Origin of the sequence: Nonomuraea sp. NPDC050556, from assembly GCF_044457355.1 — a bacterium.
Classification (GTDB): domain Bacteria; phylum Actinomycetota; class Actinomycetes; order Streptosporangiales; family Streptosporangiaceae; genus Nonomuraea.
The window spans coordinates 1570389-1591792 of the sequence record NZ_JBITGU010000001.1; the positions used below are offsets into that span (position 1 = coordinate 1570389).

23 protein-coding genes are annotated in these 21404 nt (G+C 72.1%); 8 read left to right on the plus strand and 15 right to left on the minus strand.

The annotated features are described in order from the left end of the window. Positions 1-12: 12 nt before the first annotated feature. The 6 genes from ACIBG8_RS08020 to ACIBG8_RS08045 form a co-directional block, all read right to left on the minus strand. On the minus strand, positions 13-2295 hold the full coding sequence (locus tag ACIBG8_RS08020; protein WP_397341851.1) for a tetratricopeptide repeat protein: 2283 nt from the start codon (positions 2293-2295) through the stop codon (positions 13-15). A 212-nt stretch (positions 2296-2507) separates the two neighbouring features. Then, complete coding sequence (locus tag ACIBG8_RS08025; RefSeq protein ID WP_397341852.1) at positions 2508-2900, minus strand: nuclear transport factor 2 family protein; 393 nt, start codon at positions 2898-2900, stop codon at positions 2508-2510. 76 nt (positions 2901-2976) lie between these two features. Continuing rightward, on the minus strand, positions 2977-3777 hold the full coding sequence (trpA, locus tag ACIBG8_RS08030; RefSeq protein ID WP_397341853.1) for a tryptophan synthase subunit alpha: 801 nt from the start codon (positions 3775-3777) through the stop codon (positions 2977-2979). Next, positions 3774-4985, minus strand: coding sequence for a tryptophan synthase subunit beta (gene trpB, locus ACIBG8_RS08035; protein ID WP_397341854.1), 1212 nt, complete (start codon positions 4983-4985; stop codon positions 3774-3776). Before trpB ends, trpA begins: the two co-directional genes overlap by 4 nt. A gap of 114 nt (positions 4986-5099) precedes the next feature. Further along, complete coding sequence (trpM, locus tag ACIBG8_RS08040; protein WP_397341855.1) at positions 5100-5264, minus strand: tryptophan biosynthesis modulator TrpM; 165 nt, start codon at positions 5262-5264, stop codon at positions 5100-5102. 24 nt (positions 5265-5288) lie between these two features. Then, complete coding sequence (locus tag ACIBG8_RS08045; RefSeq protein WP_397341856.1) at positions 5289-5564, minus strand: hypothetical protein; 276 nt, start codon at positions 5562-5564, stop codon at positions 5289-5291. An 80-nt stretch (positions 5565-5644) separates the two neighbouring features. Between ACIBG8_RS08045 and ACIBG8_RS08050 the strand changes: the two genes are divergently transcribed. Next, complete coding sequence (locus ACIBG8_RS08050) at positions 5645-6649, plus strand: hypothetical protein (protein WP_397341857.1); 1005 nt, start codon at positions 5645-5647, stop codon at positions 6647-6649. Positions 6650-6724: 75 nt separating this feature from the next. Further along, positions 6725-7234 carry an RICIN domain-containing protein gene (locus ACIBG8_RS08055; protein WP_397341858.1) on the plus strand — a complete coding sequence of 170 codons (510 nt, stop codon included), beginning with the start codon at positions 6725-6727 and terminating at the stop codon, positions 7232-7234. Positions 7235-7249: 15 nt separating this feature from the next. Here the strand turns inward: ACIBG8_RS08055 and ACIBG8_RS08060 are convergent, their stop codons facing one another. Further along, entirely contained in the window at positions 7250-7714 is a 465-nt protein-coding gene (locus ACIBG8_RS08060; RefSeq protein ID WP_397341859.1) for a hypothetical protein, read from the minus strand. Between ACIBG8_RS08060 and ACIBG8_RS08065 the strand changes: the two genes are divergently transcribed. The 3 genes from ACIBG8_RS08065 to ACIBG8_RS08075 are packed head-to-tail and all read left to right on the plus strand — an operon-like array spanning position 7695 to position 11121. Beyond that, complete coding sequence (locus ACIBG8_RS08065) at positions 7695-8849, plus strand: acetyl-CoA carboxylase biotin carboxylase subunit family protein (protein ID WP_397341860.1); 1155 nt, start codon at positions 7695-7697, stop codon at positions 8847-8849. The genes ACIBG8_RS08060 and ACIBG8_RS08065 overlap by 20 nt on opposite strands. Further along, positions 8837-9988 (plus strand): acetyl-CoA carboxylase biotin carboxylase subunit family protein, encoded by a 1152-nt coding sequence (locus tag ACIBG8_RS08070; RefSeq protein ID WP_397341862.1) that lies wholly within the window; start codon positions 8837-8839, stop codon positions 9986-9988. Before ACIBG8_RS08065 ends, ACIBG8_RS08070 begins: the two co-directional genes overlap by 13 nt. Further along, a complete protein-coding gene (locus ACIBG8_RS08075) occupies positions 9985-11121 on the plus strand; it encodes an MFS transporter (RefSeq protein ID WP_397341863.1) in 1137 nt (378 codons plus the stop codon). Before ACIBG8_RS08070 ends, ACIBG8_RS08075 begins: the two co-directional genes overlap by 4 nt. Here ACIBG8_RS08075 and ACIBG8_RS08080 read toward each other — a convergent pair. Genes ACIBG8_RS08080 through ACIBG8_RS08090 form a run of 3 tightly spaced genes read right to left on the minus strand, consistent with a single transcriptional unit; the run spans position 11057 to position 13732 of the window. Then, a complete protein-coding gene (locus tag ACIBG8_RS08080) occupies positions 11057-12262 on the minus strand; it encodes an MFS transporter (RefSeq protein ID WP_397341864.1) in 1206 nt (401 codons plus the stop codon). The two genes, ACIBG8_RS08075 and ACIBG8_RS08080, sit on opposite strands and share 65 nt — an antisense overlap. Beyond that, positions 12259-13113, minus strand: coding sequence for an SGNH/GDSL hydrolase family protein (locus ACIBG8_RS08085; protein ID WP_397341865.1), 855 nt, complete (start codon positions 13111-13113; stop codon positions 12259-12261). Before ACIBG8_RS08085 ends, ACIBG8_RS08080 begins: the two co-directional genes overlap by 4 nt. A gap of 10 nt (positions 13114-13123) precedes the next feature. Then, on the minus strand, positions 13124-13732 hold the full coding sequence (locus tag ACIBG8_RS08090) for a TetR family transcriptional regulator (protein WP_397341866.1): 609 nt from the start codon (positions 13730-13732) through the stop codon (positions 13124-13126). Between the two features lie 197 nt (positions 13733-13929). On the opposite strand from ACIBG8_RS08090, the gene ACIBG8_RS08095 reads away from it, so the two are divergent. Then, a complete protein-coding gene (locus tag ACIBG8_RS08095) occupies positions 13930-14397 on the plus strand; it encodes a luciferase family protein (RefSeq protein ID WP_397341867.1) in 468 nt (155 codons plus the stop codon). A gap of 83 nt (positions 14398-14480) precedes the next feature. Next, a complete protein-coding gene (locus ACIBG8_RS08100; RefSeq protein ID WP_397341868.1) occupies positions 14481-14849 on the plus strand; it encodes a VOC family protein in 369 nt (122 codons plus the stop codon). Positions 14850-14855: 6 nt separating this feature from the next. Here the strand turns inward: ACIBG8_RS08100 and ACIBG8_RS08105 are convergent, their stop codons facing one another. Continuing rightward, complete coding sequence (locus ACIBG8_RS08105) at positions 14856-15494, minus strand: DUF1345 domain-containing protein (RefSeq protein ID WP_397341869.1); 639 nt, start codon at positions 15492-15494, stop codon at positions 14856-14858. A 55-nt stretch (positions 15495-15549) separates the two neighbouring features. On the opposite strand from ACIBG8_RS08105, the gene ACIBG8_RS08110 reads away from it, so the two are divergent. Continuing rightward, complete coding sequence (locus tag ACIBG8_RS08110) at positions 15550-18363, plus strand: BTAD domain-containing putative transcriptional regulator (RefSeq protein WP_397341870.1); 2814 nt, start codon at positions 15550-15552, stop codon at positions 18361-18363. Positions 18364-18417: 54 nt separating this feature from the next. Here the strand turns inward: ACIBG8_RS08110 and ACIBG8_RS08115 are convergent, their stop codons facing one another. The 4 genes from ACIBG8_RS08115 to ACIBG8_RS08130 are packed head-to-tail and all read right to left on the minus strand — an operon-like array spanning position 18418 to position 21365. Then, a complete protein-coding gene (locus ACIBG8_RS08115; RefSeq protein ID WP_397341871.1) occupies positions 18418-19008 on the minus strand; it encodes a hypothetical protein in 591 nt (196 codons plus the stop codon). Further along, positions 19005-19685, minus strand: a complete 681-nt coding sequence (locus ACIBG8_RS08120) for a hypothetical protein (RefSeq protein ID WP_397341873.1) — start codon at positions 19683-19685, stop codon at positions 19005-19007. Before ACIBG8_RS08120 ends, ACIBG8_RS08115 begins: the two co-directional genes overlap by 4 nt. Then, complete coding sequence (locus tag ACIBG8_RS08125) at positions 19685-20671, minus strand: hypothetical protein (RefSeq protein ID WP_397341874.1); 987 nt, start codon at positions 20669-20671, stop codon at positions 19685-19687. The genes ACIBG8_RS08120 and ACIBG8_RS08125 overlap by 1 nt, the downstream gene beginning before the upstream one ends. Before the next feature lie 58 nt (positions 20672-20729). After that, positions 20730-21365, minus strand: coding sequence for a hypothetical protein (locus ACIBG8_RS08130; protein WP_397341875.1), 636 nt, complete (start codon positions 21363-21365; stop codon positions 20730-20732). Positions 21366-21404 lie beyond the last annotated feature (39 nt).

A 21404-nucleotide genomic window follows, 5' to 3' on the forward strand; every position in this document is an offset into this window, starting at 1 on the left:
GCAGAGTTCTGCTCAGGCCAGGGCGGCCGCCTGCTCCCGGCAGCGCTGGGCCGCCGCTGCGTCGCCGACCGCGTCGAAGGCGTCGGCGGCACGCGCGTAGTGCTCCAGGGCTTCGCTCGTCCGGCCGCCCTCGCCGAGCGCGGTCGCGAGGTCCTGGAGGCCGACGGCCCGATGGTGCGGCAGCTGGGCCTGCTCCAGGAGGGGGACGGCCTCGGTCAGGGTGGTGATCGCCTCGTCGTGGCGGCCGAGCCGCAGCAGGCAGCGGCCGATTCCCATGAGGTTGGCCGCCAGGACGCGCGGCGCCTCCAGGGCGACGGCGGAGGCCATCTGCGCGGTGTCCTGGCTCGCCAGGGTCTGCACCAGGCGGAGTTGTGTCAGGGCCGCCTCGTGCTGCCCGTCGACGCGCAGGCATTCCGCCAGGGTGCCCAAGCTGATCCAGTAGCTGAGCACGTCGCCGTCGTCCTGGTAGAGCTCGGCGGCCTTCGCCGCGGAGTCGACGGCGTCGGCGTGCCTGCCGAGCCGCCGGTAGGCGCCCGCGAGGTACTGGTGGGATTCGGCGATCTGGGCGGTGGCGCCGCTGGCGGTGGCCAGCTCCAGCGCCTGTGCGGCCACCCGCAGCACGGCCTCGGGCTCCGACGGCGGGATCGAGTGCACCCAGGCCAGATAGTTGAGCTGGGTGGCCTGGCGGGCCGGTTCCCGCAGGGCGGCTGCCGCCCCGGCGGCGAGGGTGAAGACCTCCGCCCAGTGCGGCCACGAGATCCACCGGTCGGAGAACCAGTGCATCGCCTCGGCGCACTCCAGGACGAGGGCGTGCTGCCCGTGCGCGGCCGCGTGCCGTAAGGCGCTCAGCCAGTTGTCGGCGTCGGCGCGCAGCCACCGCTCGGCGCGGTCGGCCGACGGCAGGTCGGCGAGGTCGGCGTCTGGCTGGTCTGGCGGTCCGAAGGCGGGCTCGAACCAGCGCCCGGCCAGGGTGGCCATCCGCACCAGCCACGACGTCATCCGCTCCGCCGACGCCTCGCGCTCGGCCGTCGCCTCCTCCTCGATGAGCCGTTCACGGGCGAACAGCCGGACCAGGTCGTGGAAGCGGTAGCGGCCGAAGGCGCCGTCCTGCAGCAGGCCCAGGTCCACGAGGTCGTCCAACGCGTCCCAGGCGTCCACGACCGGCACGCTGCCGAGTACGGCGGCGAGGTCGGCGTCGAAGTCGCGGCCCGGCACCAGGGCCAGGCGGCGGAATACCTGCTGCGCGCTGCCTGCGAGCTGCTGGTAGGACATCCCGAACGCGGTCGCGATCTTGAGATCGCCGGCCTTGAGCTGGTCCAGGCGTCGCTCCTCGTCGGCCAGCCGGTAGGCGAACTCGGCTGCGGGCCAGCTCGGCCTGCTGACCAGGCGGTTGCCGACGATGCGCAGCGCCAGGGGCAGGCCGCCGCAGAACGCGGCGAGCTCGCTGATCGCCGCGTCGCCGTCCGACGATCCGCGCCTGCCCACGATGCCTGACAGCAGCTCGGCCGCCTCCTCCGGCGGCAGCGGGCCGAGGCCCAGCCGGTGCACCCCTTCCAACCCGGCCAGCAGCCGGCGGCTGGTGGCCAGGACGCGGCTCGCGCCCCCGCCGGGCAGCAGCGGGCGAAGCTGCTCCTCCGACCCGGCGTTGTCGAGCACCACCAGCACGCGCCGCTCGGCGAGCAACGACCGGTACAGGGAGGCGCGCTCCGCTGGGGCGTGTGGGATGTCCCGCTCGGCGGTTCCGAGTGCGCGCAGCAGCAGGGACAGGGCGTCCTGTGCGGGGAGCGGGCGGGCGGACATGCCGAACAGGTCGACGAAGAACGCCCCGCCGGGGAAGCCTGGCCGCAGCACGTGAGCGGTACGGACGGCGAACGTCGTCTTTCCCAGCCCTGCCGCGCCCGTGACGAGAGCCACGCCCGCGGCGCCCGGCCTGTCTCCGGCGCGCATGAAGTCGTCGGCCCACGCCAGCTCGGCTGAGCGGCCGGTGAAGTCGTCCACCGACCTGGGCAGCTCCGCCAGGGCGCCGGGCCTGGCCCAGTGGTCGCGCAGGCGCCCTTCGCGCGCCCAGTCGATGAGCTGCTGGCGGTCCTCGTCCGGCAGCGAGAGGGCCTGCGCCAGCGCGGTGACGGTCCGATGCTGGGGGCCGGTGCTGCGCCCGCGCTCCATGTCGGACAGGGTCCTGACGCTGACGCCCGAGGCTTCGGACAGTTGTTCCAGCGTCAGGCCCGCTGCCCGCCGGTGCCGGCGCAGCGCCTGCGCGAAGCTGGACGGAGCGGAGATGGGGGCTCTCCTCATCGGGCCATGGGCGTTCGGTGTGGGGCAACAGTCTGTCAAATCTCCTGATCTTGTGGGAAGTGAGATCAGGGCTTGATGGTGTGTCGCTCCTGCCGCGACACCTCGGTCTCTTCTCGCCCGAAGCAGGATCGGAAACCACGACCTGGATCATTGAGAGGGCACAGCGGCGTCAGGCTCGGGCGAGCGGCGGGTGATGAGCGTGTGGTCGCCGATCAGGGCTTGATGGTGGTGCCCTGGGCGGAGAGGAGGTGCCAGGTGCCCTGGGTGTCGGCGGTGTACACGTGGGTGTAGCGGCTTCCTGCGCTGAACGTCGCCCCGTCGGGGTTGGTGAAGGTCATTCCCGTGCGGCCGACGACGATGCCCACCGGGCCGATGACCCGGACGATCGCCTCGTCCGGGAACGAGTCGATGGCCGGGAAGCGGAGTGCACCGGACGCCATCAGGTCCAGCACGATCTTCCTGTCCGCCAGCGCCCCGTCCTCGACCCCGACCAGGACGAAGTCGTCATCCAGCAGCTCCTCCAGAGCCGCGAGGTCGCCGGACGTCAGGGCGTCGAAGAAGCTCTGGTCGCGCGCGAGGAGGGCGACCCGATCCGTGTTGCTCATCCCGCGACGCTAAGGGTTGACGCTGGTGACAAGGTCAAGGCGAACGGGGGAAGACCGGGGTCTCCCCCCGTTCGGGTCAGGACCGGACGCCCTCTGCCAGCGCGGTGGTGAGGGTGCGCAGGGACTCCAGCCCGGCGGCCTCGTCGGGCGCGTCGAGGACCGTCTGGACGAAGGCGGTGCCGACCACCACCCCGTCGGCGAAGCCCGCCACCTCGGCCGCGTGCGCGGGGGTGGACACGCCGATCCCGACGCACACCGGGAGGTCGGTGACCGCCCTGGTTCTCCGTACGAGATCTGCGGCCGAGGCGCTGATGGTCTCGCGAACGCCGGTGACGCCCATGGTCGAGGCGGCGTACACGAAGCCGGAACCGGCCGCCGTGATCTGCTTCAGCCGCTCGTCCCCGGTGCTGGGCGCGACGACGAACACGGTCGCCAGGCCCAGCCTGTCGGCGTGCTCGCGCCATGTCGCCGACTCCTGCACGGGCAGGTCGGACAGGATGCACCCCGCCCCGCCCGCTGCGGCGAGCTCGGTGGCGAACCGCTCGGCGCCGTAGCGGGAGATCGGGTTCCAGTACGACATGACCAGGACCGGCCTGCCGGTGGCCGCGTGGACCTCCCTGACCGTACGGATCACGTCGGCGATCTTGAGCCCGCCGCGGAGGGCGATGTCGTCGGCGGTCTGGATGACGGGACCGTCCAGGACCGGGTCGCTGTGCGGCAGCCCGATCTCGATGATGTCGGCCCCGGCGTCCAGGACCGTCCTGATCGCCTCGATGCCGCCGTCGACGGTCGGGAACCCGGCGGGGAGGTAGGCCACGAGCGCCGCCCGGCCCTCGGCCCTGGTCCTGGCGAAGGTGTCGTCCAGCAGCCGGTTCACTCGGACTCCCCGTCGGTGTCGTACAGGCCGAAGTAGCGGGCGGCGGTGTCCATGTCCTTGTCGCCGCGCCCGGACAGGTTGACCAGGATCAGCCCGTCAGGCCCGAGTTCCTTGCCCACGTCGAGCGCTCCTGCCAGGGCGTGGGCGCTCTCGATCGCCGGGATGATCCCCTCGGTGCGGGACAGGAGCAGCATCGCCCGCATGGCCTCGTCGTCGGTGACCGGGACGTACTGGGCGCGCCCGAGGTCGCGCAGGTGGGCGTGTTCGGGGCCGACGCCCGGGTAGTCCAGCCCCGCCGAGATCGAGTGCGCCTCGGTGATCTGGCCCTCCTCGTCCTGCAGCACGTAGGAGCGCGAGCCGTGCAGGATGCCCGGCTCACCCGCCGACAGCGTGGCCGCATGCTTGCCCGACTCGATGCCGTGCCCGGCGGCCTCGCAGCCCACCAGGCGCACCCCGGCGTCGGGCAGGAAGGCGTGGAACAGGCCGAGGGCGTTGGAGCCGCCGCCGACGCACGCGATCGCCGCGTCGGGCAGGCGCCCGGTGCGCTCCAGGAGCTGGCGGCGGGCCTCGACGCCGATGACCCGCTGGAAGTCGCGGACCATGGCCGGGAAGGGGTGCGGGCCGGCCGCGGTGCCGAACAGGTAGTGCGTGGACTCGACGTTGGCGACCCAGTCGCGGAACGCCTCGTTGATGGCGTCCTTCAGCGTGCGGGACCCGGAGGTCACCGGGACGACGGTCGTGCCGAGCATCCGCATGCGGGCGACGTTGAGCGCCTGGCGCTCCATGTCGACCTCGCCCATGTAGACGACGCACTCGAGGCCGAACAGGGCGCAGGCGGTGGCGGTGGCCACGCCGTGCGACCCGGCGCCCGTCTCGGCGATGATCCGCGGCTTGCCCATGCGCCGGGCGAGCAGCGCCTGCCCGAGGACGTTCGTGATCTTGTGGGATCCGGTGTGGTTGAGGTCCTCGCGCTTGAGGAACATCCGTACGCCGCCGGCGTGCTCGGCGAAGCGCGGCACCTCGGTCAGTGCGCTCGGCCGCCCGGTGTAGTCGGCGAGCAGCTCGCCGAGCTCGGCGGCGAACCGGGGGTCGGCCTTGGCCTTCTCGTACTCGTCGGCGACCTGGTTCACCGCGGCGACGAGCGCCTCAGGGATGAACGTGCCGCCGAAGGCGCCGAAGTAGCCTTCTCGGTGGGGGGAAAGGGACATGCGACAGCTCCTCTGCCGTCAGGGTCAGCGGTGATCACCGAGGGCGTCTCCACGCAGAGAGGCAGAACTCCCGCCTTCGCACCAGAAGGCAGAGGACGGGCGGAGGAAGGGTCCTCAGACGCCCTGCGTCATGCGCGGCGCGCGAAGCCATCGCATGCCGTTCACCTGACCCGGGTCGGAGCCGATCGCATAGCGGACCCGGCGCCCGTGCACCCGCCGCGCAGGCGCCCGGCAGCCGCGCGGGCGGCAACCAGGGGCGAGGCGCGCGGAGACGGACATGTCCGCACCTTACCAGGGCAAGGGTTACGCCGAGCTGCTTACCAGGCAGTTCTCGGCCCCGAGCTGGCTGTTCCACAGGAACGTCCAGCCGCAGCTGTAGGTCCCGGCGGCGGGGCCGAAGCGGATGGTGACGGTCGTGCCGCTGTGGCCGTCGCACCCGGACGCCGACACCTTGTAGTAGCCGCCGCCGGTCGGCGTCCGGCTTCCCGAGAAGCAGACCGCGTCGCTGGTGCTCGCATGGGCGGGCGCGACTCCCAGGGAGAGGGTGAGGACCGTGATCGCCAGGCTGAAGGGCTTCATGCTGCCACGGTAATGATCAAGTTACGGCCGGCCTATCGGCATCTGTCACCAGTTGCCGGTGGATTCGTCACAATGGCGGTGTGCTGATCCGCATGGCGATGGCCACCGTCCTGACCCTGCTCCCGCCGCCGCCCGCCCCGGCGGACTGGGAGGTGATCAGGCTCCACGACTACGGCGGGTGCGACTCGATGCTGACGCTGGTCCCGCTGAGCCGCTCCGACGTGTGGGCCTTCGGCCAGACGGACCCGATCGACGACGAGTGCGCCGGTGGCGGTGTCCACCCGGTCGCCCAGCACTGGGACGGCCGGGCCTGGAAGACCGCCAGGCTGCCTGGCCCGATCTACGGCACGGCCACCTCCGGCGGCGCGTCCGCGCCCGGCGACGTGTGGGCGTTCACTTCGTCGGACACCGGCGAGGCGCATGCCCTGCGCTTCGACGGCTCCCGCTGGCGCGACACGACCGCGCCCGGGATGCGCGGCTTCGACCAGGGCCTGGTGCTCGGCCGCCACCACGTGTGGACCTTCGGCTCGGGCACCTGGTTCTGGAACGGTCACCGGTGGCGCCGCGCCACGGCCCCCTTCGTCCCCACCCAGCTGAGCGCCGCCTCCCAGACGGACGTCTGGGCCGTCGACGCCGAGCGGGTGATGCGCTTCAACGGCACGACGTGGCGGCGGGTACGGCCCGGCAGTGCCGTACCCAAGGCCACCTCACTGACCGGCGTCCTGGCGATCTCGGCGAAGGACGTGTGGATCTTCGGCGAGCCCGCCGTCGCCGCCCACTTCGACGGCTCCGCGTGGACGTCCGTACCGGTGCCGCTCCCCTACCGCGGCTGGACCCTCGGCCAGGCGGTCGCCGACGGGGCGGGCGGCATCCGCCTGCTCGCCCACCCGGAAAACGGCACTTCCGTGGTGCTGTCGCGCTCCGCCTCTGGCCAGTGGACGACCAGCGCACCCCGGGTTGCGGGGAACAAGGTCGACCTCTGGGGCCTGGCCCGCATCCCCGGCACGAAGGAGATCTGGGCGGTCGGCTCGGTCTGGCGCACCGAGGACGACCACACCTCGGCCGTCTTCCGGCTCAAGGGCTGAGACCGGAACGGGATGGAACCCGGCGGAACGCCGTACTCGTAGGGAACCAGCCCGTCGATCAGGGAGAACCCCACGATGAAACGTCTTTCCCGCCTCGCGAGCGTCATCGGCGCGTTCGCGATCGTCACGGCCCTCATGCCCGGCGCGGCGCACGCCGCCACGCCCGTGCACATCAAGGAGGCCGAGCAGAACAGGTGCCTGGACATCCGCACCCAGGACGGCATCTTCAACCCCGGCGCCCGGCTGCAGCGCTTCGACTGCCACAACGTCAGGGAGCAGAACTGGGAGATCATCCCGCTCGGCAGCGACTCGTTCGTGCTGCGCAACCCGGCGACGCAGCTCTGCGTCGCGACCGACACGGCGGACTTCGGCGCTCAGGTGGTGGAGCGGGTGTGTGACACCTCCAACCCCGGCGTCAGGTGGTTCACCCTGGGCGGCGTGCCGTTCCAGAAGGGGTCCGGGTTCAACCAGATCAGGTCGGCGCTGGACGGCAACAGCTGCCTCGACACCTTCGCCTCCTTCGTCAAGATCTTCACCTGCTCGCCCGGGTTGAACAACAAGGCCCAGCTCTGGGAAGCGATCTGACCCACGGAGGAGCCTTCAGGTCCTGGAGAGAATCTTGGGATCTTCCATGGACGTGACCGGGCGGCGTCGGCTCAGGCCGTCAAGGGCTGCCCGGCCCCGGGAGAGGTCGGCAGCTACCTGTCCAGCGGCGGCGAGGCGCCCTTCGCCGCCTTCCTCGCCGGGCTGAAGTAGCAGGGCATCGTCACCGCCGTTCCTGACGGGCGACTTCGGCCCGCGCAACGGCGGCGTCGGCCCGAAGAGGGTGGAGCTGAGCCTGACCGACGCGTGGGCGCGTGACCTCAACGCGGCGCTCGGCACCTCCTTCAAGGGCGGGGCCCGCTGCCCGCCGGTGGCGGGGTGGCCTTCATCGGCCTCCATGTCCTGGAGCGCGCCCTCCAGCGACAGCCGGTGGGCACGGCCGCGCAGGTGTTCAACGAGTCGTCTATCGGTTGTCGACTGAGGCACCGCATGGTTCATGACCATGCGCGTTCTGATCATCAACCGGCGAGCGGACGAGTTCTCCGCCTACGACCAGCACCTGGACCACGAGGTCCACCAGGTCGTCTATCTCACGACCCCCGACTGGGCGGCGCCCGCCGGTGCGTCGCTCGTCGTTCGCCTGCCTGACCTGGACGATCACGAGGCCGTGGTCAGGGCGGCTATGGGCAGGGGGCGGTTCGACGCGGTCCTGGCCTTCTACGAGATGGACCTCCTGGTGGCCGCCCGGATCCGGGAGCTGCTGGACATCCCGGGCGCCCGGCCCAGCGATCTCCTGAAATTTCGGGATAAACCGGTGATGAAGGAGGCCGTCGCGGCGGCGGGGCTGCGTGTGCCGCGGTTCGCGGTGGTCTCCACTGTGGAAGAAGTCGTCCGGTTCCAGGCGGAGACCGGCGGTGACGTGATCGCCAAGCCTCGGTCCGGTGCGGGCAGCGAGGGCTGCCGGCTCATCCGCCGCGGCGAGGACGCGGCGGCCCTCCTCGACGGAGCCGACTTCGCCGACCTGGAGGTCGAGGAGTTCGTCACCGGACCCATCTGGCACGTCGACGGCCTGGTCCGCGAGGGCACGATGGCCTTCGTCCAGGCCTCCTCCTACCTCGGCACCTGCTACGACTTCCTGCGCGGCGCCCCGGTCGGCTCCCTCACCAGGTCGGACGGCCCGGCCCAGGAGATGGCCCACTTCGCCGAGCAGTGCGTCAAGGCCCTGGACCTGCACGACGGCGCCTTCCACCTGGAGGCCATCGACACCCCTGACGGCCCGGTGTTCCTGGAGGTCGGCGCCAGGGTCGGCGGCGGCCCCGTGGTGCGGCTGATGCACGCAGCGCACGGCGTCGACCTGCTCGCCGAGTGGATCAGGATCCAGCTCGGCGAGCCGCCCTCCCCCCTCCCCCGCTCCGGCGCTGCCGGTTCGCTGCTGTTCCCGGGCAGTCCAGGCCGCCGGGTGGCCGACGTCACCAGCCTGCCCGGCGCCCACCACCAGGAGCTGGCCCCCGCAGGGCACCTGTTCACCGGCCCGCCCGACCTGGACCTGGCGGCCGCCTACTACTTCGCCGCCCCGACCGAGCACGAGGTACGGCAGGCCATGGAGCGCGCGCTGGAGCTCGTCGAGGTGCGGCTGGAGGAAGCATGCGCATCCTGATCGTCAACCGCTGGACCGACGCCTTCGCCAGCTACGGCCGCGACATCGACCACCGGCTGCACCAGGTCGCCTACGTGACCGTGGACGGCTGGCAGGTCCCCGAGGGCGCCCGACACGCGGTCGTACCGCACGACATGAACGACGCTGACGCCGTCGTGGAGGCGGCTCGGGAGTGCGCGAGGCACCTCGGCGGCGTGGACCGGGTGCTGGCGTTCTCCGAGGCCGACCTGCTCACCGGCGGGCGGATCCGCGACCTGCTGGACGTCCCGGGCGCGCGCCCCCACGATCTCCTGAAATTTCGTGACAAGCCGACCATGAAGCAGGCCGTCGCCGCGGCCGGGCTGGCCGTACCCGCCTTCCAGATCGTGCACTCGGCCGAGGAGCTGGCCGCCTTCGCCGAGGCGGCGCGCGGGGACGTCATCGTCAAGCCGCGCGCCGGGATGGGCAGTCAGGGCACCCAGGTGCTCGGCCGGGGCCTCGACATCGCGGGGTCGTTCGAGGATCTGCAGGTCGAGGAGTTCGTCACCGGGCCGATCTGGCACGTCGACGGCGTGGTCCGCGATGGATCGGTGCCCTTCGCGCGAGCCTCGGCGTACGTCGGGAACTGCTACGACTTCCACCGCGGCCAACCGCTGGGGTCGCTGACGCAGGACGGGGCGGCGGCCGAGGAGATGACCCGTTTCACCGAGTTGTGCCTCAAGGCGCTGGACCTGACCGACGGGTTGTTCCACCTGGAGGCCATCCAGACGCCCGACGGCCCGGTGTTCCTGGAGGTCGGCGCGCGGGTGGGCGGCGGCCCGACGCCGGACCTGTTCCTCGACGCGTACGGGGTCGACCTGGTCAAGGAGTGGATCGCGATCGAGCTCGGCGAGCCGAGCACGCTGCCGGGCGAGTACGGCGGGCACGTCGGCTACCTGGAGCTGCCCGGCGTCCCCGGCGCCGAGGTCGCCGAGGTGACAAGCCTGCTCGGCCGGATCCCCCACCTGTACTTCGAGCGCCTGTCCCCACCCGGTCACGTGTTCACCGGCTCCCCCGACATGGACATCGCGGCCACCTACCATTTCCGCGCCGACTCGCCCGGCCAGGTGCGGGAGGCGATCGAGCGGAGTCTCGCCGTGGCCGGGGTGAGCCTGCGATGACGCTGCTCATCCTGCTGATGGCCGGGGGCAACGTGGCCTACAGCGCCCTGTTCCCCGTCCTGGGCGAGGCGCAGGCGGGGCTCGGGCTGGACGCGGGGCAGCTCGCGGTGTTCCTGTCGGCCTACGCCGTGGCGATGCTGGTCATGGGCCCCGTCGGCGGCTGGTTGTCCGACCGGTACGGCGCGGCCGTGGTGCTGCCGCTGGCGGTGGCCTGCGGCGCGGTGGGCATGGGCTGCGTCGCCGTGGCCGACGGTCCCGTGGCCGCCATCGCGGGGCGGGTGTTGTGGGGCGTCGGCGCCGGGCTGCAGATCGCCCCCTACAACCAGCTCGCCGCGGCGGTGGCCGCCCGCTCCGGCGTGCCCGCCGCCCGGGTCTTCTCCGTCGCCGGTGCGGCGCTCATGGCCTCGCTCGGCGTCGGGCCGCTGCTGGCGGGGCTGCTCCACCCGGTGATGTCCTTCCGCGGCATCCTCGCCGTCATCGCCGCCTGCACCGTCACGGCCGCGGTGATCGGCTGGTACGGCCTGCGTGCCGTACCCAATCCGGAACCCGAGCCCGAGGACAAGGGGCCGTCGTCCGGCTGGGTCCGCCCGGTGATCCTGTTCGGCGGATTCGACCTGCTGATCGTCGTCGTGGAGACCGCGATGGAGCCGCTGGTGCCGCTCACGCTCGGCACGCCGGGCGCCGCGTCCCTCGTCCTGACCGTGGGGACGGCCGCCTACGTGGTGGGGGTGCTCGCCGGTGGACGGCTGCCCCGGCGGTTCCTGCACCCGGGGTTCGCGCTCGCCTCGATGCTGTGCGGGGCGTGCGTCGTGCTCCTGATGCCGGGAGTGGTCGCGTTCGCGCTGCTCAACCTGTGCCTCGCGCACTGCTACCTGGTGATCAGGGAGTGCATGAGTCAGGACCCGGCCGTCACGGGCCGGGCCTGGGGGATGTTCGGGCTGTTCTCCGGCGCGGGGGTGATGCTGGGGCCGGTGCTGGGCGTGGCCGTCCACACACTCGCGCCTGGCGCGGCCTTCACCCTGGTCGCCGCGGCCATGGTGCTGGGGGTGGCGGCCTTCGGCCTGGGGCTCAGCGGACGCTCTTCACCTGCAGGATGGCCACGGATCCGAGCAGCGCGAGGACGCCACCGATGACGAACAGCGCCCGGTAGCCGCCCACCCCGATGGCGGCCGACCCGATGAGCGGGCCGACGACCTGCGGGGCGTTGAGCGCGATGTGGAAGATGCCCAGGTCGCGGCCGGCCGCGCCGGAGGCGGGCAGGACCAGGGTGGCCAGCGCCTGGTCGACCGCCAGGTAGGCGCCGAAGCCGAGCCCGCCGACCACCCCGGCGACCAGTTCGACGGTCCAGGTGGGCGAGAGCAGCGGCAGCGCCACCGAGGCGGTGGTCAGCAGCGAGGAGATCAGCACGAACAGGCGGCGGCGGTCCAGCCGGTCGGCCAGCGGCCCGGCCACGGCGGTGCCCGCCGTCAGGCAGAGCAGCGAGATCACCCCGAGCGTGGTGGTGGCCTCGACCGGGGTGAGCCCGGCTGGCAGGACGATGTAGTCGGTCAGGATGTAGAGGGTGAAGTTGACCACGCAGTAGTAGCCGAGGAACAGCACGCTGCGCGAGGCGAACACCCAGGTGAAGTCGCGCGAGCGGAACGCGGCCGGCAGCGCGCCCAGGTGGCCGCGGGCCGGGGCGGCCGGAGGGCGCTGCTCGCGGGCGGTGATCGCCAGCGGGATCGAGGCGAGCAGCACGAGCGCCCCGGTGATCAGGTACGCCACCGGGATCGCGCCGACCAGCGCCCCGGCCATCACGACGCCGACCAGGCCGCCGATCGGGAGGCCGAGCCCCGCCACGGTCGAGGCGAGTCCGAGCCTGGAGGCGGGCACCCGGTCGGCGAGCACGGCGTACAGGGTGTTGAGCACGACGTTGACGGTGGCCGAGACCAGGAAGTACGCCACGAGCAGCGCGGGGATGCTGGAGGCCACTCCGGTGAACGCGAGCGCGGCCAGCGAGGCGGCTCCGCCGTACAGGATCCACGGGCTGCGCCTGCCGTACCTGGACGAGGTCCGGTCGGACAGCGCGCCCACGACCGGGGGCACCGCCACCGACGCGATGGCGGCGACCCCGGTGACCAGGCCCAGCGCCGCGACCTTGCCCTGCGGATCGAGCGCCTGGACCTGCGCGGGCAGCAGGATCTGGGCCGCGCCGACGAACGCCACGTAGGCCGCGAGGTTGGTGGCGAACATGGCGCCCAGCAGGGGCGCCATGTTCCTGGTGCCGGTGGTCACGCGGCGAGCCCGGCGAGGATCCGGTCGGTGACCGCCTGCATGCCCGCCCCGTTGGGGTGGAACGGCGTGGCCGGGCTGACGGGGACGACCGGTTCCACCCAGCGCCGCCACGGCATCTGGCAGACGTCGCGCCTGGCGGCGTCCACGTCGACGAAACCGGCGCCGTTCGCGGCCGCCTGGGCGGCCAGCAGGTCGTTCATCGCGGCCTGCTTGCCGTACAGGTAGGGAATGTCGCCGACGGCGACGGGTACGGCGGGCCAGCAGCCGTAACGCGGCGGGAAGACGGTGAGGTAGCCCACCACCAGCACCCGCGCGCCCGGCGCCCGCGCGTGGATCTCCTGGAGCGCCGCGCCGATCTTCGGCGCCATCGCGTCGATGCGCTGCTGGAGCTGGTCGACGCCGCCGGAGGTGAAGTGCTTGGTGCACGGGGAGCCGAGCGCGTCCAGCGCGCTGAGGGTGGCGCAGGTGGAGATCACGTCGAGCAGCTTGATGTCGTTGGCGCCGATGCCGATCGTCACCAGCGTGGTGGCCTCGTCGAGCGCGTCGAACTGCGGTGGCGCCTGGCCGAGACCGCCCGGCATGGGCTGCGGCTGGGTCAGGTGGATGGTTTCCGCGCTGCTGCAACTGGCGTCGGCCAGGTCGCCGATGCCGAGCGCGCGCGCCAGGCGGTGCGGGTAGTTGCCGTCGGTGCGCAGGCACAGGGCGGGACTGCCGACGGGGTGGCCGATCAGCGCGCCCGCCACGTACGAGTCGCCCAGCGCCACGTAGCGCTGGGCGGCGGCTCGGGCGGGCTGGGGCGCCAGGAGGGTGGCGAGCAGAGGCAGGGCTAACAGCAGGTGTTTGCGGGACACGGCGTGCTCCTTACCTGTGGGGGGTGGTGCCTGGCAGGTCCAGGCCCCGGCCCAGGAGGCCGAGGGCCTGGCCGACGCGGGTGACGTAGCCGGACATGGTCAGCTCGCCGCCGGAGATCCACTCCTGCAGCGCGACGCGCAGCGCGGTGAGCGCGAGCGCGGCCAGCATCCGTGGCCGCGGGTCCCGCTCCGGATCGACCCCGGCCCGTACGGCGAAGCAACCGGCCAGGGCCTGCTCGCGCAGCAGGAAGCGGTGGGTGTTGGCGGCGAGCAGCGCGGGGTTGCCGTTGATCAGCCGCTGGATCCGCTGGTTGCGCCGCAGCCCGAACCCTCCCGGCGCGGTGAGCGCCTTCTGGAGCGCCTGGAGCGCCGACTCGTGCGGGGGCCGGGCGCGCAGGGCGGTGAGGACGAGCTCGAACTGCTCGTCCTCGTGGGCCAGGATCACCTCGTCCTTGGAGCCGAAGTAGCGGTGGAAGGTCCTGCGCGACACCATGACCGCCTCGGCGATCTGCTCGACCGTGGTGTCGTCGAACCCCTGCTCCTCGAACAGCCGGACAGCGGCTTCTGTCAGGGATTTGCGCGTGTGGGCTTGCTTGCGCTGGCGTAGACCGTCCTGCATGACCGGAACGTAACCGAGAATGTCCCACCGGTACATAGGTCACCCAGCGAAAAACGTCTCACTGTGTCACGATTTTTCGGGCGCACATCTGTGTTCGGTACGCGGGGCAAAGTGCCTTCTTCCGCCATCCGGCCATGGTCGGGCAAGCTCATGGAGCGAACAGGAAGTAACCAGCGCACAGAAAGTACGGTGCCTCCATGGACGTCAGCACTCTCACCCGCCGAGTCGGCACCCGCCCGACCACCAGCGGCCTGGAGATCCCGCATGACCAGCTGGACCAGTTCTCCCCGCCGGAGATCCGGGCGGCCCTGGTCAAGGAGGCGGAGTCGTTGCCGGGCGTCTTCACCGGCCCCAGCCAGGTGTCCGAGCCCTCGTCGCTCGCCCTGCGCCTCCATGAGCCGAGCGGTCCGTGGGAGGCGTTCCTGCATCCCAGCCGCGACGAGTTCGGGCACATCCACCGGGCCGGGTTCATGCACCTCACGCTGCCCGCTCCCCTCATCGGCCCCCTGACCGAGGCGGGCTGGGTCGAGGCGCATCCGATCAGCCTGCGCCCGCAGTGGCCGGACACGATCGTGATGCTGTACGCCCCGCGCGACGAGGCCGAGCTCGCGATCGCCGTCGCGGCCCTGCGCGCCTCCTGGGAGCAGGCGTCCCACCACGGCTGAGACCCGGCATACGCGCCGGATACCAGCCGCATACAGACCGCGGGGCATGCTCGAAGCCTCATCCAGGCATCGAAGGGCCCCTCATGATCGACAGTATTGGCGTCGTCCCCCTCTACGTCCAGGACCAGGACGTGTACGTGGACTTCTACGTGAACAAGCTCGGCTTCGAGCAGCGCTTCGACAGCGAGGTGGCCCCTGGCGTCCGCTGGATCGAGGTCGGGCTGCCCGGCCAGCACGCCACCGTCGGCATCCTGTCCGCTGCCGCCAACCCCGACAAGCCGCCCATGACCACCTGGGCCACCCTCCACACCACCGACCTCGCCAGGACCCGCGCCGAACTCGTCGGGCGCGGCGTCGAGATCAGCGAGCCCGTCGCCGCCCCCTGGGGACCGTTCGCCATGGTCACCGACCCGGAGGGCAACCAGATCATCCTCGCCGAAGTGCCCCTCTGAACCCCGTCAGGAGCCGCTGACGTACGAGGTCACGAAGGTGATCGCCACCGCCAGGATGAGCGTGTTGAACAGGAACGCCAGCACGCCGTGGACCAGCACCTGGCGGCGGATGCGGCGGCCGGTCACCGTCACGTCCGTGGTGCCGAACGTGGTGCCCACGGAGAAGGCGAAGTAGGCGAAGTCCGCGGCCCCCGGCTCCTCGTCGCCGGGGAAGTCCAGCCCGCCGTGCTCGGCGTGCAGGGCCAGGTAGTGCGTGACGAAGCCGGCCTGCAGGATCATCCACGAGGTGACGACGGCGACCGCGCTCAGCACGATGACCAGCGCGCCCGCGCCGGTCTGGTCGGCCTGCGGCATGGCCGCGATCGTCACGCCGAAGGCCAGGAGCGCGGCGCCCTGGGAGAGGCGGAGGGGCTCGAACGCGAGAAACCGGTTCATCCCTCGCAGCCTCGACGTCTTCGCCAGGGCGTGGAGCTCCTGGAGCGTCCGGTTCCTGTACGCCAGCCAGGTGAGGACCAGGTAGGTCGTGGCGTAGACGTCCCAGAAGGCCATGACCGAGACCAGGAAGTCGTCAGCGAGGAAGAACGCGGCCACGGCCAGCGGCATCGCCAGCACCTGACGGGAGATTTCCCGCATCCACCACAACACGGGGCAGACGCTACCAATTTTTCGATCTCCGGATACGGGACCGTACTATTCGTGCGTGCATTTTCATCTGCTCGGACCCCTTCTCGCTCGCGACGAAGGGGGCGAGGTCGCCCTGGGCACTCCACAGCAGCAGCTCGTCCTGGCCGCGCTGCTACTCGCCCCTGGACCGCTCACCGTCGACCAGCTGGTGCACATCGTCTGGGATCACGAACCGCCCAAAACCGCCGTGGCCACCATCCGCACGTACCTCTCCAGGTTGCGCATCGCGCTCAGCGACGACGTCCTGATCAGCGCGGGATCGAACTACCACTGCGCGGGCGACCTCGACCTGGCCGCCTTCTCCGACCTGGTCGCCAGGTCCAGGGCCGAGGCGCCGGACCAGGCCAGGCTCCTGCTCGGCCAGGCGCTCGACCTCTGGCGGGGCGAACCGCTGGCCGGTCTCCCTGGCGCGTGGGCCGAGGCCGAGCGGGTACGGCTGGCGGAACTCCGGCTGGCTGCCCTGTCCGCCAGGCTCGAAGCCGACCTCGAGCTCGGCCGCCACCAGGAGATCGTCGGCGAGCTCACCTCCCTGTGCGCCGCCCACCCCACGCGCGAGCACCTGCGCGGGCTGCTGATGCGGGCGCTGTTCCGCGCGGGCAGGCAGGCCGAGGCGCTGGCCGTCTACGCCGAGACCAGCGAGCTGCTGAGCGAGGAGTTCGGCGTCGACCCGTCGCGGGAGCTGACGCGGATCTTCGACGAGATCGTCGCCGGTACGGCCACAGCCGCCCCTCAGCCGGTCGCCGTGCCCGTGCCGCGCCAGCTTCCTCCGGATCTCGTCGACTTCACCGGCCGCGGGCGGGAGGTCGCGTCGCTCGTCGACCGGCTGGCGGAGGACCCGGCCGAGGCGGTGCTGATCTCCGCGGTCTCCGGGCTGGGCGGCGTGGGCAAGACGACGCTGGCCGTGCACGTGGCCCACCGGGTCGCGTCCGCCTTCCCCGACGGGCAGCTCTTCCTCGACCTGCGTGGCGCGGGGGACGATCCGATGCGGCCGGAGGCGGCGCTCCACACGTTCCTCATGGCGCTGGGGCAGCGCGACGTGCCCGAGGCGCTGGAGGAGCTGGCCGCCTCGTTCCGCACGGCGCTGGCCGGCCGGCGGGTGCTCGTGGTGCTCGACAACGCGGCCACGGCCGACCAGATCCGCCCCCTCCTGCCCGGCACGAAGGGCTGCGCGGTGCTGGTCACCAGCCGGGCGCGCATCGGCGTGCTGGGCGGGGCCGTCCACCTCGACCTGGACGTGGCCGAGCCGCAGGACGCGCTGCGGCTGCTGGAGGCGATCGTCGGCGCCGAGCGGATCTCCGCCGAACGCGCTGCCGCGCTCGACCTGGTGTCGGCCTGCGGTTTCCTGCCGCTGGCCGTCAGGATCGCCGGTGCGCGGCTGGCGGCGCGGCCGGGGTGGAGTGTGGCGCACCTGCGCGACAGGCTGGCCGACGAGCAGCGCCGCCTGGCCGAGCTGCGGGTGGGCAGCCTGGCGATGGAGGCGTGTTTCGCGCTCGGGTACGAGCAGGTCTCCCCCGAGCTGGCCCGCGCGTTCCGGCTGCTGGCCGTACCGGACGCCGGTGACCTGCACCTGGCGATGGCCGCCCGCCTGCTCGGCCTGCCCGAGCCGGAGGCGGAGGAGCTGTGCGAGACGCTCGTCGACCTCAGCCTGCTGGAGTCGATGGTGCCGGGCCGCTACCGGCTCCACGACCTGCTCAAGGTCTTCGCCCGCGGGCGGGAGGAGGCGCAGGGGGTACGGCAGGCGGCGGCGGAGCGGCTGTGGCGGTTCCTCGTGGCAAGCGTGGTCAACGCCTACCGCCTGCACAATCCAGGCGACTCGCTGCCCGACCGGATGGCGATCGCCGCCGCTGACGGGGCGTCCTTCGCCGACGCGGCCGAGGGTGTCGCCTGGATCGACGACACCGTGCTCCTCACCGTGATCCAGCGGATCCGTCAGGAGGACAGCGACCTGTACCAGGTCGCCCAGCTGGCCGAAATGATCATCAGCATGGCCAGCCCCTCCAGAACCATCCGCGACGGCCTCGACCTGCTGATCGAGCAGGCGCAACGCAGGGACGAGCGCGCCGCTGAAGGGCTCGCCCGCGTGCTGCGCGCGTGCCGGTTCACCACCGGCACCGAGACGGCCCGGCGTGACGCGCACCGGGCCATGGAGCTGGGCGCCGCCAGCGGCGACCGGTACCTGGAGGCGAGCGCCCTGGCGGGGCTCGCGTTCCTGGTCGAGAGCCGTGACGGGGACAACGCGGGCGCCCTCGACCTGTACGAGCGGGCCCGGGTCATCACGCGCGAGCTCGGGTTCCAGGAGGACGAGGCCACCCTGCTGGGCAACCTCGCCATGGTCCATCTGCGGCTGGGCGACGTGGGCGCGGCGGCTTCCGCGGCGAAGGCCGGATATGCCATCAAGGCGGAGCTGCACGGCGGCGTGCCCGAGCCGCGCACCCGGTACAAGCTGGGCGTCACCCTGGCCGCTGCCGGTGAGTACGGCGAGGCGCTCGAGGTGCTGGACGGCGCGTGGCGGGAGTTCGCGCAGATGGGATGGCTGGAGTGGGCGGGGATGGCGCTGGTGCGCATCGCCGAGGCGCATCTGCGGGCGGGGGCGCCCGAACGGGCGCTGTCCAGCGCGGAACGCGGGCTGGCGAACCTGGTCGAGTGTGGTGACGACTGGGGGCGCGGGATGGCGCTGATGACGATGGGCCAGGCGTTGTTCGCCCTGGAACGACCGGAACGGGCCGAGCACTGCCTGTCCGAGGCGGTGACCGTCTTCGACCACCTCGGCCTGGCAGAGGCGGAAACCGCCCGGCAGCTACTGAAGACCGGTTGCGGCACTCTGGCCTGAACGAGCTCCTCCCAGCGCCGGGGTACCGCGCAGTTTGGCGCGAAGGAGCTGCTCTCAGCGCCGGGTTACCGCGCGGTGGTGGCGGCGGGCGAGGGCGATCCAGGCGGTGAGAGCGGCGAGCGCTACGAAGACGATGATGCCGATCTTGAGGGGGGCGCCCGTCGCGCCCGGGTCGTCCACCACGGCCGCGGCGGCCTTACCCGACGTCGGGGCCTTTGTCGGTGCCTGGGCCTGGGTCGGCGTCGGGGTCTGGGTCGGTGCGGGCGCGGAGGCGATCTCGCCCGCCGTCACCTTCACCGTCTTCTTCGCCTTCGCGGGCTCGGTCGCCTTCACGGTGACCCGCCACTCCCCGCTCGGCAACGGTTCGGCCGCACGGTAGAGGTTCTGGCCCTCCGGCGCCGACCTGAGCGGCACCGGGCCGAAGGACCGGCCGTCGGCCGAGGTCGCGGTCAGCGTCGCCTCGACGATCTCCGTGACGGGATGGCCGTCCTTCTTGTACGTCACCAGCACGTTGACGTTGTCGGCGCCGTCCCCTGTCACCTCCAGCTCGATCGGCCCGCCGTGGGCGGAGGCCGCCGGTGCGCCGAGCACCAGCGCGAGCCCGGCCAGCAGGACGGTGACGACATGTGCGGCTGCTTTGTTCACGGGTGGTGACTCCCCTCGGGTTCGGTGTCCGGGGTGAGCGCCCCTTCGCCGGGTGTTGTCGGTAGGAACACGTGCTGGTGGCCGTAGCCCGCCTCGACGTTCAGTGCGTCGAGCGCTGTGGCTCCGACCGACCAGGCGAAGAGCGCGTCGGCGCGTTGCCGTACAGCCAGGTCGGTGACGGCGGTGCGGGCCGATCCGGTCATGGTCCGCGCAGCTGCGTACAGGTCGACGGCCGTGGCGACCTGCCGCACCGCCGAGGCGAGACCCGACCGCGCGACGTTGGTGCCGGTCTCCCCCGACGGCGGGTCAGCGAAGCCCTCGACCGCCGCGTCGGCGGCCTTCTGCCAGCCCGCGACATCATCGACGGACACGACCCCCGGCCCAGCGACACCATCAGTGGAGACGGCTGGCAGGGCGCGGGTCAGGCCGTCGAGGACGGGGATGAGCTGGTCCCTCGTGGTGCGGGCCACCTCCGTGAGCGCCCTGATCTGCGCCTTGTCCCGAAGGGCGGACTCTGCGCGCAGCCTGTCGGCCATCTGCTCGATCGAGTCGGGCCGGGTCATCCAGAAGACCGCACCACCCGCGCCGAGCGCGAACGCGGCCAGGAGGGCGAGCACGCGGTCACGGGACGCCCGCCGTACGGGCGTCGGCTGCCTGGACCTGCTGATGGTCGTCATCACGCCTCCTGAGGCCGGTGGCGCAGGATGAGCTTCTCGATGCGCCTGCGCCGCCAGGCGGGGATCCCCCGGACGGCGAAGAAGGCGAGAACGAGCAGCGCGACCAGCGCGAGCTGCGACCATGGCAGCGCCCAAAGAGTGACGACGGCCGCCGCCCGCTGGGCGGTGACGCCCGGGAGCGGCTTGCCCGCGAGCGACGGTACCGCCGAGATCGTCGCCCCGATCGGCCCCAGCGGCCAAGCCCCGTGCACCTGTGCGGAAAACGTACGGCTGGCGCCGGGCATGATCTCCCTGGCCCTGACCGCCGACGTGTCAGCCTGGCGGCTGTCCCCCGCGATCGTGGACGTCAGGATGCTGTTGTCCGTGACCACCCGCACGTTGCCCGCGTTGGTCACGGTGTACGTCACCTCGACCGACCCCGCCGCGAACGGGTTCCACGACCCCGTGTACTCGGCCCGCACGCCGGAAACCGTCAGCTTGGCCACGTACTCGCCGGTGACGCGGATGTTCATCCGGACACCCACCCGGTTCTGGACCCGCACCTGGCCGGAGACGGTGTCCAGGGACGCGGTCACGCCCACGGGATGGTCCCCCGGCGTCGCGTTCCGCGGGATCGACACCGTCACCGGCACCACGGAGGTGGCTCCGGCGGCGATCATCACCTTGTCGGGAACCTCCACCCACGCGCCCCCGTCGGTAGGAGCGGCGTCCGAGACCCGCATGTCGAAGTAGCCCTTGGCGGTCAGGTAACCGTCGTTGGCGTCGATCGCGAACTCGACCGGCTGGGTGGAGCGGTTGACGACCGCCACGTGCTCGACCACCTGCTGCCCACCGGCGAGCTCGAGGTCGATGACGCCGCGCCCGTCGGGACCGTCGGCGCTGGAGGGCACCACCGACCACGTGGTGTCTGCGTGGGACGGGGTGGCGAACGCGACCGTGGCGAACAGGAGGATCGCGCCCACGGCGAGTGAACGGCTTCTGGACAACGGAGGTCTCCGGTCTCGTCGTGGGCGTCCGGAACGCGTCCCGGACGCCCACATGGCGTCAGGACTGGTTGAACAGCGACAGCGTCAGCGTCGAGTGGTACTCGCCCGCCGCGACGTCGACGGGGGTTCGCAGGGCCAGGTCTGCGTTGACCTGCCAGCTGCCGATCTCCTCGGCGGAGTTCGCCGTCGACACCAGCAGTTCCTGGCCCTGCAGACCGACGTTGGGCGCTCCCGTGCCGTCGGAGATGACGCTGGAGACGGGCTCGCCTGCCTGGACGGCCCCGGTGGGCGAGTCGCTCAGCAGGCGCGGCTTCCAGCCCAGGTACTGCGGGCCGATGGGCGGTGCGGCAGTGCCCGTCGCGGTGAACTCGCTCGCCTGGCCGACGACCGCCCAGAAGTCACCTGCGGGGATGTCCTCCGGACGGCGGCTGTCGGTCACCGTGACCGTCGGCAGCGCGCCGACGAACTGGCGGGCGGCGGCGTTGGAGCCCTCCTCCGCCAGCGCCACGCCGTCGTTGTCCGCGACGGTCATGGACACCTCGCCCGGGGTGGTGTTGGGCTCGATCGTCACCGACACGTCGATGCCGTTCGGCGGGTCGTCGTCCGCCGCTGCGGGCCCGGCGACGGCGACGCCGACGAGCGCGGCACCCATCACCGCCACGGCGAGGGTCCGCGAAGTCCTGGTGAGTTTCATGTGATTGCTCCATCGATGGGGGGAACGGGGCCGACCGAC